The organism is Rhizobium favelukesii, from assembly GCF_000577275.2.
Classification (GTDB): domain Bacteria; phylum Pseudomonadota; class Alphaproteobacteria; order Rhizobiales; family Rhizobiaceae; genus Rhizobium; species Rhizobium favelukesii.
Genome location: NZ_HG916855.1, coordinates 547,676 through 563,236, shown reverse-complemented (window position 1 = coordinate 563,236; position 15,561 = coordinate 547,676). Strand labels below are relative to the sequence as shown.

Below are 15,561 nucleotides of genomic sequence, written 5' to 3'. Positions count from 1 at the left end.
CGCCTCGAAGTTTGGCCCGATTGGGTTCGCAACTGCCCGTGCGATGTGTACTTCGTCTCGGCAATGACCGTTATTGGCGATGGGCTCACGGGATGAATGCAACACACTATTCTTTTGTCAAAGAGGAGTGTGCATGAAGCGACGGCGTCGCATGTATTTTTTCTGCTTCTCAGCGATCGGAGATCTGGGACCGATGGCAGGCTGGCGAGTCTATGAAGTCGATCGGACGCCTTTTTGATCGGGGATCTTCATCGATCTTCTCCGTGATCTCCCCCGCTGGGGGCATCGCCGCACGCCGCTTGACGATATCGTTGACGGATTTTGGCTCATCAGCGGGTCAGGGTGAAATGCTTTAACGTCAGGTATTTTTTGGACGTCGGTCTGGGCTATCGCTTCAAATGGATCCATTTTGCGGTCGTATGGGGTCACGTGCAGGGCAACTCAGGCAAATACGGCAATACAGACGGCCATCCAGATTAGGGCCGTCCCCAGTGCCATCGCTCGCCTGGCGTCGACGACTTTGTCTGCATCCTCCTCCGCTACAGGTGTGGTCACAATCCAAGGCACGGAACCAAGTACTGCAAATCCGATGATAGCGACAACCATCACAAGATAATCGATTGTATGCCAGCGCCCTTGTTCATACACTCCCCAGTAACCCAGAAACGCCATTCCCACTGCAAACATGGTGGCGGACGCAGAGCAAAGCCCCGTAACGGACCCGGTAGGTGCGCGCGTGTTGCTTTTTCCAGGTGTTTGCAAGTTCATGACGCGATATCCATGACGGTTGGGTCTCTTCGCAAATATGTCAGGAATTGAGCGCGGCGTGAAGCGCTGGTGACTCTCTGGGGCGGCCGCGAAATTCCCCGCCTCGGTATGGGAGGCTGGGCGATCGGCGGCCCGTTTTATGCCGGCAACGTACCGCTTGGCTGAGCGAAGTCGATGACGATGAACGATCCGCTCTATCGAGGAGTTTGTGTCTCCTATCGGGCCCAAAGCCGCCATCCGTAGAGCGAGTACTAGAAGCGTGTGACTGTACCAGGTGTAGAGCCTGGAAGTCGTGTGAAGATCGCTGAACCTCTCGGCGGTCGAACGTTGCGAACCGCAAAACTGACTATAGGTTTCGTCATCCAACCTCGACAGGAGCAGAAAATGCAAATTGATCTCACTGGTAAGAGGGCCTTGGTCACCGGATCAACGGAAGGCATCGGCTACGCAATTGCCCGCCAGCTTTCAAGGGCTGGAGCGGATGTCGTGGTCAACGGCCGGTCAGAGGACAAGACTGCAAAGGCCGCCGAACGGCTCAAGGGCGAAGGTGCAAGGAGCAGCGTCAAGTCTGCTGCCGCGGACCTCTCAACCGCGCAGGGGTGCGCAGCACTTGTCGCCAAAATTCCTCAGGTGGACATCCTGATCAACAACGCGGGCATCTTCCAGCCGATCGACTTTTTCGACGCCGGCGACGAGGTCTGGGATCGGCACTGGCAGGTCAACGTCATGTCCGCCGTTAGGCTCTCCCGTGCCTATCTCCCAGGCATGCAGAAGTTAAACTGGGGCCGCGTGATATTCCTGGCCTCCGAATCCGGTTTCAACATTCCGGTCGAGATGATCCACTACGGCGTCAGCAAGACTGCCGATATCGCGGTTGCCCGCGGTCTCGCCAAGCGCATGGCAGGCACGGGCGTCACCGTCAACTCAGTACTCCCTGGCCCCACGCTTTCCGACGGCGTGGAAGCGATGCTTGCCGACGAGCAAGCCAAGACCGGGTTGCCGCTGGAGGAGATCGCTTCCGCCTTCGTCAAGCAGCATCGCGGCAGCTCGATCATTCAACGTGCCGCCAGTGTCGAGGAAGTCGCAAACTTGGTGACCTATCTTGCCTCGCCGTTCGCTTCCGCAACCACTGGCGCGTCCGTTCGCGTTGACGGTGGGGTTATCGACACTCTCTAGCCGCAGGCTCACTCATTGACATGGCGGCACAGACCCCACTACTCAGGCAGCAGCGGCAGTCCGGCCCAAACGAACATTGCTTTTCCATCTCAAGACGCTGAAATACAACCCGACGCTAACATGACCGTTCTGGATGATCTACGGGTACGCGATCTGGGCACGCAAGCTGGGCGGGCGTCAAGTCAAAGCGATAGCAGTATCGGCAACCCAACCTCGGCCACTATTGAGGACAAAAGGGTGAAAAATGGCAACTTCATTTTGGGCGGGTAAAGCTGCGGAATACTCGATTCGAGTCTTGGTTTTCCTTTCGCTCGCGGTCAGTGGGGTTGCTGCGGCGGAGTCCAAGGCGCGGGACGAGTTGAAGGCATTTCCCGAGGCACCCGCGGGCCAGCAACGACACGTTATCTTCCTGCCAAAGCGTACCGACGAAGATGCGCGGCGGGTTGGAGTGATAGTAGGTCGAACCGAGTTGGTGGACTGCAATCGGCATACCTTCAGTTCCCGCTTGGAGAAGCGTACGGTTGATGGCTGGGGATATGACTACTACGTCGTTACCGGGGTTGGCGTGGTCGCGAGTACGAGAATGGCTTGCCCGGATAACACCAAGAAAAAAACGCTCGTGCGTAGCTCAGACGAGCCGCTCTTGCGATACAACAGCAGGCTTCCCCTCGTGGTGTTTGCGCCTGTCGAGGTGGAAATCCGGTACCGGGTTTGGAAAGCCGGCCCAGAGAGACCGACGGACTAACGACACTTCGTTCGGTGGCAAGACGCGCGATCCAGGAACGCAAAAATTCACGGGAAATGGGTTTCTCACACGCTTGCGGTTCACGCGCTATTGGGGGTTTTTACGGTGCCTCAATCCACTGTGAGACCGACAGATCAGGGCTGTGACGAAAGTGGCCTACCCTCGCTCGACGAGTCCGTGTGGCATTGCCGAATTGGGGTCCGCTTGTGGGGCGCGAAGCGGCCACTACAGCTGCTCGCGAACGCGTTGCAAAGGACCGTTCTATCGCTGCCCGAGAGGCGTTGTTCTCTGCCTCGCATTCCGGCAGTCGCACAGGTTTGGCGAGCTTCGCCAGCGCCTCGGGCTTGGCGCACGACGGGAAGCCAGCTGGGCTTTCGCGGTCAGTGAAACGAAGGTCGCGTTTCGGACCCCTTCGAGACGTTTGTCATCCGTGGCCGCCATTTTACGGCGAAGCACACTCCGGCAGGCGCAGCGGCTTCTCGATCTTCGCGAGCTCTTCAGCCTTGGCGCAATCCGGGAAGCCGGCGAGCCGCATGGTTTCGATCAACCGCTGGCGCTCCGCGTCATTGAATCCGGGCTGATTGACAAATCCCTCGACCGTCAAATTGGGAAACCGTTTGGTTGCGTTCGTTAATGAAGCCTTCGCCTCTTCGCTTCGACCAAGAGCGGCGAGCGCGCCGGAACGCATCACCCACTGCCCCCTTCCATAGCTTTCCGGCGTCACGCGGTCGAGCATTCGAATCGCATTCTCATACCGGCCCGCCATGAAGTAGGCGTAAGTGAAAATCCTGGCGCTCCACATCGGAAAACCGGGGTTGAGACTGACCGCCTTGTCGACCAGTTGCGCGCCGCGCTCAGGCTCGCCGAAGGTCGAGGCCCAACCGATGTAAAAAGTCAGAACTTCGAATTGGCCGGGAGCAAGGCGCAGCGCTGTGTCGAACTCTGCCTTGGCGTGCTCGAATTCGCCTCTGTCACCTAGAGTGATGGCATAAACAGCATGCGCCTCGGCATCACTTGGATCGAGCTGGACGGCGCGCTCGGCAGCCTCGGTAGAGAGAGCCCGGTTCTTTTCGGGTTCGACGCCGAGGTTGGACAAGAATCCATGGGAATGGCTAAGTTCGACCCAGGCGCGGGCAAGGCCGGGGTCCAGTTCGACCGCGCGGGTGAGCAGCCTAACAGCCTCCTCGACATCCGCCTGATTGACTTGCTCGAGTTTTTCGCTGCCGAGCAGATAAAGTTCGTAGGCATTGAGATTCTCGGGCGGCTTTCGGTGGGCGGTGATGCGGCCCGCCTCTTGGACCAAGCCTGCGCCGCCGCCGAGGCGGTTCGAAATCTGCTCGGAAATTTCGATCTGGATTGCGAACAAGTCCTCGTCCGGCCGGTCCCAGCGCTGCGACCAAAGATGTTTGCCCGTTTTGGCGTCGATGAGCTGCGCGGTAATTCTTACGCGGTCAGACTGACGCTGGATGGAACCCTCGACCACAAATCCTGCGCCAAGCGCCTTGCCCACTTCACTCGGCCTGGCTGGTTTGTCCCGGTATTGTTCTGTCGAGTTGCGGGCGATCACCTGGAATTCAGGGAAGCCCGCCAAATCGGTGATTATGTCCTCGGTGAGGCCGTCGGCGAGGCGTCCGGTCGCCTCGTCGCCGCCATAGTTGTCGAACGGCAGCACCGCTACCGACGGTTTGCCACTTACTGTCGCAGTCGGCCACAATTGCCAGACCGTCCCGGCCAAAACCAGAATAAGGACTGGCACGGCTGCTGCTGCCCAAACCCAGCGCGGAGGCAATGACCGCGCTGGTTGGCGTGGGGCTTGTCCCTCAAGGATGACGCGGAAGGCCTGCACCGGTTCGGCGATATTCTTCACCTTCTGCTCGCCCATCGGCTCGAAGCCGAAAGCCAGCTTCTTCTCAACCTCCCTGGCGACCTTTCCCGAAACACAGATGCCGCCCGGGTCGGCCAGCTGCTGAAGCCTGGCCGCGACATTGACGCCCTCGCCATACCGGTCCTCGCCCTCAACGATCACCTCGCCGAGATTGATCCCGATCCTGACCCGGATCCGCTGGTCCTCGGGAACGGCGGCATTCCGTTCCACCAGCCCGCGCTGCAGCGAGACTGCGCATTCCACGGCGTCCACCACGCTGCCAAATTCGGCGAGCATCCCGTCGCCCATAAGCTTGAAAATCTGGCCGCGATGGCGAGCAATCTCCGGCTCAAACAGTTCCTTGCGTCCCGCACGAAGGCGCTCGAATGTGCCAGCCTCGTCGCGTTCCATCAGCGCGGAATAGCCCACGACATCTGCAGCGAGGATCGCGGAAAGCTTGCGGTCCATTGGTTCGGCCTCACCCCCACCGGATTATAGGACTGATCGCACTTAAATGAAACGACAGACCTCAACAGCGCTTCTGAGGAACCCGCGTTTCATCCAACAGTTCTACTGAACGCCGCAGGCAGCCTCCAGTGTGGAATGCCCATGTGAGTTCGGGTGCGCCTATCGCAAGTCGCTTGCTATGTTTCCCTGGTCCGCACAGTATCTGCCAAGCTACAGCGGAAATGGTCGCCAGAGCAGATTGCTGGCTGGCTCAAGCGTCCTTATCCAGCGGAGCCACTCAAACAGGTGTCGCACGAAACGATCTATCGCAGCCTGTACATTCAGGCCCGCGGGGTGCTGAAAAAGGAATTGCTTGAACACCTTAGGGCAGAAGAACAATCCGTCGTTCCCGGCACGCCAGCATCAAACGGAGTGGATTGGGCCAGATCAAGGATGCGATATCCATCAGCGAGAGACCTCCGTCTGTCGAAGATCGTGCCGTTCCCGTCATTGGGAAGGTGACCTTATCGGTGGATCCAGGAACAGCTACATAGCAACGCTGGTTGAGCGTCACTCGCGCTATATGATGCTGATCAAGGTCGCCAATAAGGATACCGAAAGCGTGGTCTCTGCCTTGATCAGGCAGTCGCAGAAACTACCGGCCGAACTCTATCCATCACTGACCTGGGATCGGGGAAAGGAACTGGCCGACCACCAGCGACTGGCAATCGCCGCGGACGTTGAGATCTACTTCTGCGATCCTCGATCACTCTGGCAGCGCGGTTCGAATGAAAACACCAATCGGTTGCTGCGCCAATATCTCCCACGCGGCACCGACCTGTCCGTCCATAGCCAAGCCAAGCTCAGTGCTATCGCAAGGCAGCTCAACGAACGTCCAAGAAAGACCTTGCTTTATCAGACGCCCGCAGAGAGGTTTGCAGAGTGTGTTGCAGCGATCAGCTGAACCCACCGCGCTGCTTTGCGGAAGAAGCCCCGCCTTTTCCGGCGACCGGCCGACAGCAATGGTCATTCCCCTTGGCCATCCTGATCATCTGAGCGGTATCCGTAACGTAGTGGAACTTGACAACCTTGCCGGCAGCGATGAACTGCCAGAGGTAACTATCAATGGGGAACGAATAGCTCTTGCCCCGCGCTGCCGCCTCGAAATCAATCCACGAGACCTTGTCACCGCCGTTGAAGAACGGATGCAGTTGTTCCACGCGATTGGCGCGTCCCCGTTAATCGGAGTGGCTCTGTCCGGGTTGTGGTGGATATGCCATTTGGCGCAGTGATCGACGGGGATGGATTTCAGGCCGAGGTTGAAGGCGGCTAGGTGCGTGGCGGACATGACGCCGGCCTGGTGGAGGATCGATGCAACCGGCCGAGCCAGGGCGCATGCTGCACCACCGGTGGTAGATTTTCCGCCTGCCGCCGCACGGCACGCCATTCCTCGAGCGACCGGTTTCCAGCGGAATACACAGGATGGGTTGTGCAAAGTTTGAGTTGACCGTTTTCGATGGCGAGGCGACACTTGCAACCGACAGCAAGGCAGGAGGAAAAAGATGGACGAGCCAGACCGCTGGCGCCACATGGCAAGCGCGCCGAAAGACGGCAGTCGCATCCTCGTCACGATCCGCCCGTCCGAGCAGGGGCAGGCAGAGGTTGACCTCGCCTATTGGTCGCATGGCGATCAGTTCGGTGCCGAAGGCTGGCGCGCCTCTGATTCCTCGCCCGGCCGCATCATCGAATACGCCGAGCCGGAATTGAAATGCTGGATGCCGATGCCCTCGGCCAATCTCAATCGCACCTCGATGCCCTCACCCTGGGAAGGCGACGCCGCCCAAGAGCTCGACGGGTCAGGAATCTAAGAACTCGCGCCGCCATGTGCGAAGAGATCCGCTGCGAATGGCAAAATCCAGTTGAGCTATCCGCAACCATCATTCGCGATGAAAATACAAGCGCAATTGAGCGAGTTGCATGCCGAGCTTGGAGTGGCAATGATCTACGTTACCCGCGATCACGTCGACGGAATGACCCGCCGTTCGCAGAGCCGGCTCAACCAGGATGGACACGACTGCGAGGCCGTTTCTGTCGAACGGTTTGACATAAGCGTGGGCGCCACCTGACGAGTTATGCTCTTACATCGACCAAAGAATGGACAGCGGGGCCGCGTGCAGTTTCTCTCCGAAGGGAGTGACACGATCATGATTGTGAAGCACCAGACCTCGAACAAAACGATCTCCGACTGCCTCTTGCAACTGCCTCAATCCCTTGAAATCCTCTGATTTGACCGTCGCTGACGCCTTAACGTCAATTCCGATGATCCGGCCGCGACGGTCTTCGATGACAAGATCAACCTCATCCTGGTCCTTGGTGCAATAATGCGAGAAGGAAAAACGCCGCTCCGACCAAGAGGCGAGTTTCAAAAGCTCGGAAACAACGAAACTTTCCAGAAGTGCGCCAAACCTAGTTCTGTCACGTCTTAGCGTTTCAAGATCATCTTCCCCCTGACGGCGTTCGGGAAGGCCCCGGCCGAAGATAACGCCCTCGTCGAGGCTTTCCTAAAAGACGACCGCTATCTCGTCACTTCGCCCAATGCCTATCACAGTTTGGGTGTCGGAGCGACGCAGCTCTATATCAAGACGGTCGTTTACAACCATAAGCGCCACGGCAACTTCACGCTTGGCGGGCGAGAGTTCGAGTTCCGCAAGAAACCGGCGTTCCCCAAAACCCTGACCAAGGAGTTTTTGCTGGTCGACCTAGTCAATAATCTCGACCATCTGGCCGAGGACGACCGTGAACAGGTACTGGCCCGCGTGAAGGAGCGTGCGCTACAAGGCAACCGCAGCGTCCTCAACCGTGCCGCCAAGGAATACCGTATGGTGCGCACACGGAAGTTCTTCAACGGACTCGCAGCAGATACGCATGCCGGTTGATTTCCTGCATAACCAAAAGGATTTCGCGTCCCTGCTGCGCATCGTCGCCGAGGAGATTAAGGTGCAACCCGTGCTGGTCGAGAAGGACTATTGGATCATGCACTGCCTTTATGGCCTGCAGCAGCTGGGCACGGCTTTCGAGCTGAAAGGGCACATCGCTCTCCAAAGGAACCGGATCATCAACCGACATCAGTTCCTGGGCTTACGATTTTGCGTCATCGCGCGTCGAGTTGATCGACAATCGCGCGCTGGCCGTGCCCTGCTACGAACCCGGCTATACCTTGGTGGAAAAGCTCCAGACCATTTCCACGAAATATCGCAAGCAGCAGGAAACCGGACAGTTCCCCGCCAATTTCCTCCGGCACTATTACGATGTCTACTGCCTGCTGTACCAACCGGACGTGCAAGCGTTCATCGGCACGGAAGCCTATCTCACCCATAAGGCCCGGCGCTTTCCGAAGCTCGACAATCCGGATATCGCCAATAATCCGGCGTTCGGCCTTTCCGACCCCGAGATATTCGCTTTCTACGAAAGCGCTTATGAACGGACCGCGACGATCGGTCCCGCTGGCTCCATCCGCACGACAACGTTCGTCAGAGATTTGGCAGTGCCTATTCGAGTTCAATCTTGGCGTCGCGCACGACAGGGGTCCACTTGGCGATCTGCGCCTTTACATGTGCGCCGAGCTGCTCGGGCGTCGAACCCACGACAACGGCACTGAATTCGGCCATGCGCTTGCTGACGCCTGGATCGGCGAGCGCCTTGTTGGCCGCCAGGTTCAGACGAGCAACGACGTCTGCCGGGGTGCCGGCGGGAGCAAACAGCGCGTTCCAGGTATAGGTTTCGTAGCCCGGAACGGTCTCGGCAACCGTTTGCACATCGGGGGGAAGGACGGCGCGCGCTCCGTGGTGGTGATAGTCTCCCAATTGTGGGGCGATCTTCGAGGAAAGCGCTTGCGCAAGCGCTTTTTTCGTACTAGCCTCTCAATATCAGCTCCTGCTCAGCCACCTGAACCGTCGAAAATTGCGGCGGATTCAGCTTGTGAACGGCATGGCTGATACGCCGCTGTGGAGAGGTGGCGAAGTGAGGACGTGCCCTGCGCGCGCAAACTGTCGCGATTCCGGGCCTTGGAGGAAAATAAAATGAGAATGACATTGTTTTCGCGGCGCGCGATTGCGCGCTGTGCGGTAGCGGCTGCCCTATTGTCGAGTGTTGCGGGTCTCGCAGTCCCCGCCTTTGCCGCCGGTCCTGTCGAATTGCGATACTTCTATCGCGCCCCGTGGCCTTCGTCGGAGATCTACGCAAACTGGCTCATCGACGAATGGAACAAAAAGAACGGTGACCGCATCCATGTGACCGGAGCGAGCGTCGACGGCGAGACTTACAAGACCAAGCAGACAATCGAGCTGGCCTCGAGCAATCCGCCGGATGTTTTCTATTCCTGGGAAGGCGGCCGCGCGCTGGAAGTCATCAAGAACGGTTTTGCTGCCGATCTGACGACCTATTATCAAAAATACGGCTGGGACAAGTTCCTGGTGCCGGCGTCCGTGTCATTGGCGACCTTCGGCGACAAGAAATACTTTGTTCCCACCGAAATCGGCGCATCCGTCGTCTGGTATCGCAAGGACCTCTACGAGAAACTCGGCCTGAAGGTTCCGACCACATGGGACGAACTGATGGCCAATGCGGAAGCAGGCAAGAAGGCGGGCCTGTGGCCGTTCCTGCTGGCGAACCAGAAAAAATGGCCGTCGCAGTTCATGTGGTCGGCCATTCTAGTCAACAAGTTCGGGCTCGACACCTATCAGGGCCTCGTGAACAACACGATCCCGTGGACCGATCCCCGTGCCGTCGAAACCACCAAGATCATGGCCGACCTGGCGAAGAACGACATGTTCGAGCCGTCTTTCAATTCGATCGACGTCGGTCCGGCCATGGTGCCGTGGTCGCAGGGCAAGGCGCTGCACTGGTATCAGGGTTCGTTCAACCTCGGACGCTTCCGCGGCGATCAGGCCAAATGCTGCGTCGTGCCGATGGACTTCTTCCCGATGCCCTCCATCGACGGCAAGAAACCCGTGATGTCCGTCTTTGCCGAGGACACCATCATGATCCATGCCAAGAGCCCGCATAAGGACGAGGCCGCCGAATTCGTCGACTGGATGATCTCGAAGCCGGCGATGACCGAAAAGCTTGCGATCGACAAGCCTTACCCCTCCTCGACGCAGGGCGATCTTTCGAGCCTTTCGGAGATGGAACAGCGCCTGGGCAAGGAAATGGCCAGCGCCGGCCAGTTCACCTTCATGCATGTGGACCATGCCACGCCGCCTGCAATCTCCGACAGGTTCCTCGACAGCCTGCAGGGCGTGCTTGCCGGTGCGATCACGCCTGAGGATGCCATGCAGCAGACAGAGGACGAAGCCGTACGCACCCGCGGCAAGCTCTGAAGACTAGTGGTCGCTTAGACGGCCGCGATGGCGCCCTTCCCAGCCATGACCGGCCGCGACCGTGGGTATTATGCCCACGGTCTTCCGATCCAGCAGAAACGGATACTCGTCCATGAGCACATCACACAGATCCGGTGAAAGTCCGGGATTTTTTGCCTTTGCGCGTGAGCACACATTCGTGACGATTTTCGGCATTGTCACGCCCCTTGCAGTCTTTGCCGTTTTCGTCGGCTATCCGATCCTGTTCACCATCTATCTCAGCCTGTTCGAATGGAACGGCATGACACCTGATAAAACCTTCGTCGGGTTGGAAAACTACCGGCACATGATCGGCGACAGCCATTTCCAGATTGCGCTGATCAACAATTTCAAATGGCTGGCCGTTACTCTCGCATTCCCCGTTCTCGCCGGCCTGCTGATCGCCTATGCGCTGCGCAACAGGATCCTGCCTGCGCCGGCCCTGGTGCGGACCATCATCTTCTTTCCTGTGACGATGTCGCTGATCTCCGTCGGCCTGATGTTTCTGCTGATCCTCAACCCGCTGTTCGGCGCTTTCGATACCGTTCTGCGTTCCGTCGGACTCGGCTTCCTGGTGACGGAATGGTTCGGAAACTACAAGGTCGCGATCTATACGCTGGCGATCGTGTCCGGCTGGGCTTTTACCGGTATGCCGATGATCTTCTATTATGCCGGTCTCGGCGATGTGCCGAAGGAGACATTCGATGCCGCCCGCATCGAAGGGGCAGGACACTGGCGGATGTTGACCAAGGTGGCTATTCCGCAATTGCGGCCCGTCACCGCCGTCGTCGTGATGCTGACGCTGTTTGAATCGCTGCGCGCCTTCGACCTAGTCGCCGTCATGACCAAGGGTGCGCCCTTCGGCTATACCAATGTCCTCGGTTACATCGTCTATCTCGAAAGCTTCTGGAACACGCGCTTCGGCTACGGCGCCGCCATCTCCGTGGCGATCCTCGCCGTCTCTGCGCTGATGGCCCTGATCATCCTGAAGAAGCTGATGAAGGGAGCCTTCGATGTCTGACACGCTCGTTCTGGTACATCGGCGCGATCTCTTCCGCTTCACGGCACGGTTTCTCGGCTATACCCTGCTTGCTGTCCTCCTTGCCGTCTGGTCCGGCCCGATCGTGCTGGTGCTGATTACCTCGATCAAGTCGAACCAGGACTTTCTCGCAGGTCCCTTTTCCATTCCGTCGCACCCTACCTTCCAGCCCTATATCGATGTCTGGAATTCGCTGGGTTTCAGCGGCCTGCTCGCCAACAGCTTCCTCTATGCGACCGCCGGTTCGGCGCTGGCGGTTCTCCTGGCGCTGGTTCCGGCCTTCGCCCTGTCGCGCATGGAGGTGCCCGGCAAGACGTTCATCTTCGGGCTGATCCTGACCGGTCTCATGCTGCCGCAGCAGACCGTGCTCATCCCGCTCTACGACACGCTGCGCACGCTGCATCTGCTCGACACCAAGATCGGCTTGATCATCGTTCATGCCGCCTATGGCATGCCGGCCCAGATTCTTATCCTGCGCGGTTTCATGACCAGCATCCCGCGGGAAATCGAGAAGGCGGCCTATGTCGAAGGGGCGACCGATTTCCAAGTGTTCTACAAGATCATCCTGCCGCTGTCCCTACCGGGCATCGTCGTGGGCTTCACGCTGAATTTCATCGCTATCTGGAAGGAGTTCGTCTTCGGCCTGGTGCTTTTGAATTCCGAGCAGAATTTTCCGGTCACGGTCGGCATGCTGAAGCTGAACAGCGATCGCTACATGGCCGTGTTCAACCTGCCGGCCGCCGGCCTCGTCATCTCCCAGCTTCCCATCATCGTCCTGTTCATCCTGACCTACCGCAAGATTGCCTCGGGCAATTTCGCCGGCGCCGTCAAGGGTTGAGCAACGTTATTCCAGCATAAGGAAATTGCATTCACATGGCTGAAGTTTCTCTCACCCACATCGAAAAAAGATACGGCGCCCATACTATCATTCCAAGCCTGGACCTGACCATTCCGGACGGCGAATTCACAGTGCTTGTCGGCCCGTCCGGTTGCGGCAAGTCCACCACGCTGCAGATGATCGCCGGCCTGGAATCCATTTCCGCCGGGCGGTTGATGATCGGCGGCGTCGATGTCACACATCTGCCGCCGAAGGACCGCAACATCTCGATGGTCTTCCAGTCCTATGCGCTGTTTCCGCATATGAATGTCCGCGACAATATCAGCTTCGGCCTGAAGACCCGCCGTGTGCCGACCGCAGAAGCCGATCAACTGGTGGCGGTCGTATCGAAAAGACTGAAGCTGGAGAGCTATCTCGACCGGTTCCCGCGGGAACTTTCCGGCGGACAGCGCCAGCGAGTGGCGCTCGGTCGTGCGCTGGTGCGCCGGCCCGGCGTCTTTTTGATGGATGAGCCCCTGTCCAATCTGGACGCAAAACTGCGTGTCGAAGCCCGAAGCTTTCTCAGCAAGATGCATCAGGAACTGGGGATCACCACCGTCTACGTCACGCATGATCAGTCGGAAGCCATGACGATGGGCTCCCGCATCGTGGTGATGAACGGCGGCACGATCCAGCAGGCAGCGGCGCCGATGGAGGTGTACCGCCGCCCGGCAAACCGCTTCGTCGCCGGCTTTATCGGCTCACCGTCGATGAATTTCGTCGATCTCGACGTCGCCTCGCCCGCCGAACTGGTGGATGCGAAGAATGACATCCGCATTTCGGTTCCGCAACACCGGCAAGTCGAACTGGCGAAGTCCGGCCTTCGCTCCGTCACTCTCGGGCTCCGGCCGGAACATATCAGGCTGCTGGCCGCTGGAGACACACGCACGGGAGCAACGAGCTTCAAGATCGAGGTGTGCCAGTTTCTGGGCTCGGAGACGCTTCTCGACATCACGCACGGGGCCTGCCGGGTCATTGCCAGAGTGGGGCCGGAGGAAACCGCAAGGCAGGGCGAGGAGCGCATCTTCGCGTTCGATATGGCTCACGCCCATTTCTTCGACCCCGATTCGGGGAATAATGTAGCGTTGGATAGATGACGGGCTTGTCTGGTCGAGGCCGCGCCGACTCGATAGACGAGGTGTTTAGAAACACGATTTGACTGAGAAGCAAGGTAAATGGCCACGATTGCCGATGTTGCAAGGATTGCCGGAGTTTCGCAATCCACCGTATCCCACGTCATCAATGGGACGCGATTTGTCAAGCCGGAAACGGAACAAGCGGTGCGTGATGCTGTTGCGCGCACCGGATATACCCCCAACACGCTTGCCCGCGCGTTGGCCCGCTCATCGAGCAACAGCGTCGGCATCGCCATATCAGCGATATCAAATCCCTACTTTGCCGATATCATCCGTGCCGTGGAAAGCGAATGCGCCGCCTGCGGCATGACCGTTTTCCTCGCCGATACGCATGACACACCCGAAAAGGAGCTGGAGGTCGTTCAGGCGCTGCACCAGTTGCGCGTCGACGGGATTATCATCGCGCCCTGCTCGACGGACGGATCTGGCGCGCTTCGCTATCTCGAAGATCATGGCATCCCGACCGTTCTCGTCGACCGGCTGGCTTCCACGAAATTCGATCAGGTCGGCGTGCAGAATGCCAAATCGATGGAGGTTTTGGTCGAGCATCTCGTTGAGCTGGGCCATACCCGGATTGGCATGATCCCGGGGCACACCGGTTTCGCCACGACCTCGGAGCGCATCGATGGTTTCGTGAACGCCGTGCGCCGCGCGAAATTGCAAGCTAGCGAATGCACTGTCGCGCCGGGTTCGAACGATGTGGACAGCGCGGCAAGAGCCACGATTGAGATGATGAGCCGTGCGGTATGTCCGACAGCACTCGTTGCCGGCAACAACATGACGACGATCGGCATTATGCGAGGACTGAAATCGCTTGGCAAACATGTTCCGGACGATATCGCACTCGTTGGATTTGACGATTTCGAATGGGCCGATTGCTTCGAACCGCGCCTGACTGTCATCGCTCAACCCTGTATCGAACTCGGCCGTAGGTCGGCCAAGCTCCTGCTCGACCGGATAAAGGATCCGGGCAAGGCGCCGAAGACAGTGAGGGTCAAAACAAGCCTTATCGTTCGCAACTCGTGCGGATCGGCAAATCGCTGATGTCACGAACGTCGCCTGCCGGACGGAAACATATTGCCGGCAGAACGTGGACACCTAGTCCACGGTCCAAGAGTTTCCGGCTGTACATGGAGGAAAATCCTCAGATCGAGTTGCGATGCAAGCAAATCTTCGAGGAGGCCTACTGTAGCCGCTCTTTGACCTATAGGTAGCCGTTGGGTGATGTCACGTTGTCTGTGGCTTAAAGGTTGGCGGATAATTTGGCGGGGATGAGCGAACCGACCATCAGCTACAAGAACCACCGCTTTCCACCGCAGATTATCGCCCGTGCGGTCTGGCTGTACTTCCGGTTCCCTTTGAGCCTGCGGCTGGTCGAGGAAATGCTGTTGGAGCGTGGCATTGTCGTGTCCTACGAAACGATACGGCGATGCGGCCGCAAATTCGGCGCGGCTTACGCGAAGCAGTTGCGCAGAAAGAAGCCGTCGCGAAAGGATATCTGGCATCTGGACGAGGTCGTGATTTCCATCGGCGGCCGCAAACATTGGCTTTGGCGTGCCGTTGACCAGGACGGTTACGTTCTCGACGAGATCGTCCAGGCGCGGCGCGATACCAAGGCTGCCAAGCGATTGCTGGTCAGGCTGCTGAAGAAGCAAGGCTTGGCGCCGAAGCGGATCGTCACCGACAAGCTGCGCTCATATGGAGCGGCAAGACGCGACGTGATGTCGGCTGTCGGACATCGCTCGCACAAGGGGCTGAACAATCGCGCGGAGAATTCTCACGGCCACTTCGAAAACGAGAACGAATGATGCAGGGATTTCGATCTGCCGGCGGCTTGCAATGTTTCATCTCAGTCTTTTCGGCAGTCCGAAATCTCTTCGTCCCGCCGCACCAGAAACGCTCAGCCCTCGCCATCCACATTCATCGGATCCGCGCGATGGCGCAGTGGAATGCCGTGGCCGGCGCAACAGTCTGAGGTCAGACAAAAAGCCCTGTCCGGGCGTTGATGAAACAACGTGACATCGCCCTCGGGTGAGCCGAACAGACAGCGCGCCGTTAGATATCACTCCCTTTATGATCCGGCGGTTTAGCCCGTGACTGACCGCGTACGAGA

At 58.5% G+C, this 15,561-nt stretch carries 17 protein-coding genes and 5 pseudogenes; 15 read left to right on the top strand and 7 right to left on the bottom strand.

From position 1 onward, the window contains the following. Positions 1-133 precede the first annotated feature (133 nt). Positions 134-287: pseudogene (locus tag LPU83_RS75990) on the top strand (IS30 family transposase); the annotation flags it as partial. A 154-nt stretch (positions 288-441) separates the two neighbouring features. On the opposite strand, the gene LPU83_RS66180 reads toward LPU83_RS75990, so the two are convergent. After that, on the bottom strand, positions 442-768 hold the full coding sequence (locus tag LPU83_RS66180; RefSeq protein WP_024316018.1) for a hypothetical protein: 327 nt from the start codon (positions 766-768) through the stop codon (positions 442-444). Positions 769-834: 66 nt separating this feature from the next. On the opposite strand from LPU83_RS66180, the pseudogene LPU83_RS74750 reads away from it, so the two are divergent. The 3 genes and pseudogenes from LPU83_RS74750 to eco all read left to right on the top strand — a co-directional run. Continuing rightward, positions 835-953 (top strand): annotated as a pseudogene (locus LPU83_RS74750) (aldo/keto reductase); the annotation flags it as partial. A gap of 199 nt (positions 954-1,152) precedes the next feature. Beyond that, entirely contained in the window at positions 1,153-1,944 is a 792-nt protein-coding gene (locus tag LPU83_RS66170; RefSeq protein WP_024316017.1) for an SDR family NAD(P)-dependent oxidoreductase, read from the top strand. Between the two features lie 244 nt (positions 1,945-2,188). Continuing rightward, on the top strand, positions 2,189-2,689 hold the full coding sequence (gene eco / locus LPU83_RS66165) for a serine protease inhibitor ecotin (RefSeq protein WP_024316016.1): 501 nt from the start codon (positions 2,189-2,191) through the stop codon (positions 2,687-2,689). A 442-nt stretch (positions 2,690-3,131) separates the two neighbouring features. Here eco and LPU83_RS66160 read toward each other — a convergent pair whose 3' ends face one another. Next, a complete protein-coding gene (locus LPU83_RS66160; RefSeq protein ID WP_024316015.1) occupies positions 3,132-5,021 on the bottom strand; it encodes an adenylate/guanylate cyclase domain-containing protein in 1,890 nt (629 codons plus the stop codon). A gap of 352 nt (positions 5,022-5,373) precedes the next feature. Between LPU83_RS66160 and LPU83_RS66155 the strand changes: the two genes are divergently transcribed. Beyond that, complete coding sequence (locus LPU83_RS66155) at positions 5,374-5,964, top strand: IS30 family transposase (RefSeq protein ID WP_210163835.1); 591 nt, start codon at positions 5,374-5,376, stop codon at positions 5,962-5,964. On the opposite strand, the gene LPU83_RS66150 is transcribed toward LPU83_RS66155, so the two are convergent. After that, positions 5,957-6,220 carry a hypothetical protein gene (locus LPU83_RS66150; protein ID WP_024316013.1) on the bottom strand — a complete coding sequence of 88 codons (264 nt, stop codon included), beginning with the start codon at positions 6,218-6,220 and terminating at the stop codon, positions 5,957-5,959. The two genes, LPU83_RS66155 and LPU83_RS66150, sit on opposite strands and share 8 nt — an antisense overlap. 71 nt (positions 6,221-6,291) lie before the next feature. After that, positions 6,292-6,455: pseudogene (locus tag LPU83_RS75985) on the bottom strand (RHE_PE00001 family protein); the annotation flags it as partial. 107 nt (positions 6,456-6,562) lie between these two features. On the opposite strand from LPU83_RS75985, the gene LPU83_RS66145 reads away from it, so the two are divergent. Both LPU83_RS66145 and LPU83_RS75230 read left to right on the top strand, forming a co-directional pair. Next, positions 6,563-6,868, top strand: coding sequence for a hypothetical protein (locus LPU83_RS66145; protein ID WP_024316012.1), 306 nt, complete (start codon positions 6,563-6,565; stop codon positions 6,866-6,868). 129 nt (positions 6,869-6,997) lie between these two features. Further along, a complete protein-coding gene (locus tag LPU83_RS75230) occupies positions 6,998-7,126 on the top strand; it encodes a hypothetical protein (RefSeq protein ID WP_258579700.1) in 129 nt (42 codons plus the stop codon). Positions 7,127-7,138: 12 nt separating this feature from the next. On the opposite strand, the gene LPU83_RS66140 is transcribed toward LPU83_RS75230, so the two are convergent. Further along, complete coding sequence (locus LPU83_RS66140) at positions 7,139-7,540, bottom strand: DUF4143 domain-containing protein (RefSeq protein ID WP_258579701.1); 402 nt, start codon at positions 7,538-7,540, stop codon at positions 7,139-7,141. Positions 7,541-7,609: 69 nt separating this feature from the next. Here LPU83_RS66140 and LPU83_RS66135 point away from each other — a divergent pair, with 69 nt between their 5' ends. After that, on the top strand, positions 7,610-7,936 hold the full coding sequence (locus tag LPU83_RS66135) for a hypothetical protein (RefSeq protein WP_225039972.1): 327 nt from the start codon (positions 7,610-7,612) through the stop codon (positions 7,934-7,936). Here the strand turns inward: LPU83_RS66135 and LPU83_RS76085 are convergent. After that, the gene (locus LPU83_RS76085) at positions 7,902-8,126 is read right to left on the bottom strand and encodes a hypothetical protein (RefSeq protein ID WP_024316010.1); all 225 of its coding nucleotides are present in this window, start codon (positions 8,124-8,126) and stop codon (positions 7,902-7,904) included. The two genes, LPU83_RS66135 and LPU83_RS76085, sit on opposite strands and share 35 nt — an antisense overlap. Before the next feature lie 64 nt (positions 8,127-8,190). On the opposite strand from LPU83_RS76085, the gene LPU83_RS76080 reads away from it, so the two are divergent. Then, a complete protein-coding gene (locus tag LPU83_RS76080) occupies positions 8,191-8,658 on the top strand; it encodes a nucleotidyl transferase AbiEii/AbiGii toxin family protein (protein ID WP_245272555.1) in 468 nt (155 codons plus the stop codon). Here LPU83_RS76080 and LPU83_RS66125 read toward each other — a convergent pair. Further along, a pseudogene (locus LPU83_RS66125) lies at positions 8,549-8,853 on the bottom strand (tripartite tricarboxylate transporter substrate-binding protein); the annotation flags it as partial. The gene LPU83_RS76080 and the pseudogene LPU83_RS66125 overlap by 110 nt on opposite strands. Positions 8,854-9,079: 226 nt before the next feature. Here LPU83_RS66125 and LPU83_RS66120 point away from each other — a divergent pair. The 6 genes and pseudogenes from LPU83_RS66120 (at position 9,080) to LPU83_RS66095 (ending at position 15,423) form a co-directional block, all read left to right on the top strand. After that, positions 9,080-10,378, top strand: coding sequence for an ABC transporter substrate-binding protein (locus LPU83_RS66120; protein ID WP_024316007.1), 1,299 nt, complete (start codon positions 9,080-9,082; stop codon positions 10,376-10,378). 112 nt (positions 10,379-10,490) lie between these two features. Further along, on the top strand, positions 10,491-11,417 hold the full coding sequence (locus LPU83_RS66115) for a carbohydrate ABC transporter permease (protein ID WP_024316006.1): 927 nt from the start codon (positions 10,491-10,493) through the stop codon (positions 11,415-11,417). Continuing rightward, positions 11,410-12,273 (top strand): carbohydrate ABC transporter permease, encoded by an 864-nt coding sequence (locus LPU83_RS66110; protein ID WP_024316005.1) that lies wholly within the window; start codon positions 11,410-11,412, stop codon positions 12,271-12,273. Before LPU83_RS66115 ends, LPU83_RS66110 begins: the two co-directional genes overlap by 8 nt. Positions 12,274-12,308: 35 nt before the next feature. After that, positions 12,309-13,409, top strand: a complete 1,101-nt coding sequence (locus tag LPU83_RS66105) for an ABC transporter ATP-binding protein (RefSeq protein ID WP_024316004.1) — start codon at positions 12,309-12,311, stop codon at positions 13,407-13,409. Positions 13,410-13,487: 78 nt separating this feature from the next. Beyond that, on the top strand, positions 13,488-14,492 hold the full coding sequence (locus LPU83_RS66100; protein WP_024316003.1) for a LacI family DNA-binding transcriptional regulator: 1,005 nt from the start codon (positions 13,488-13,490) through the stop codon (positions 14,490-14,492). Positions 14,493-14,672: 180 nt separating this feature from the next. Then, positions 14,673-15,423, top strand: a pseudogene (locus LPU83_RS66095) (IS6 family transposase). Positions 15,424-15,561: the final 138 nt, after the last annotated feature.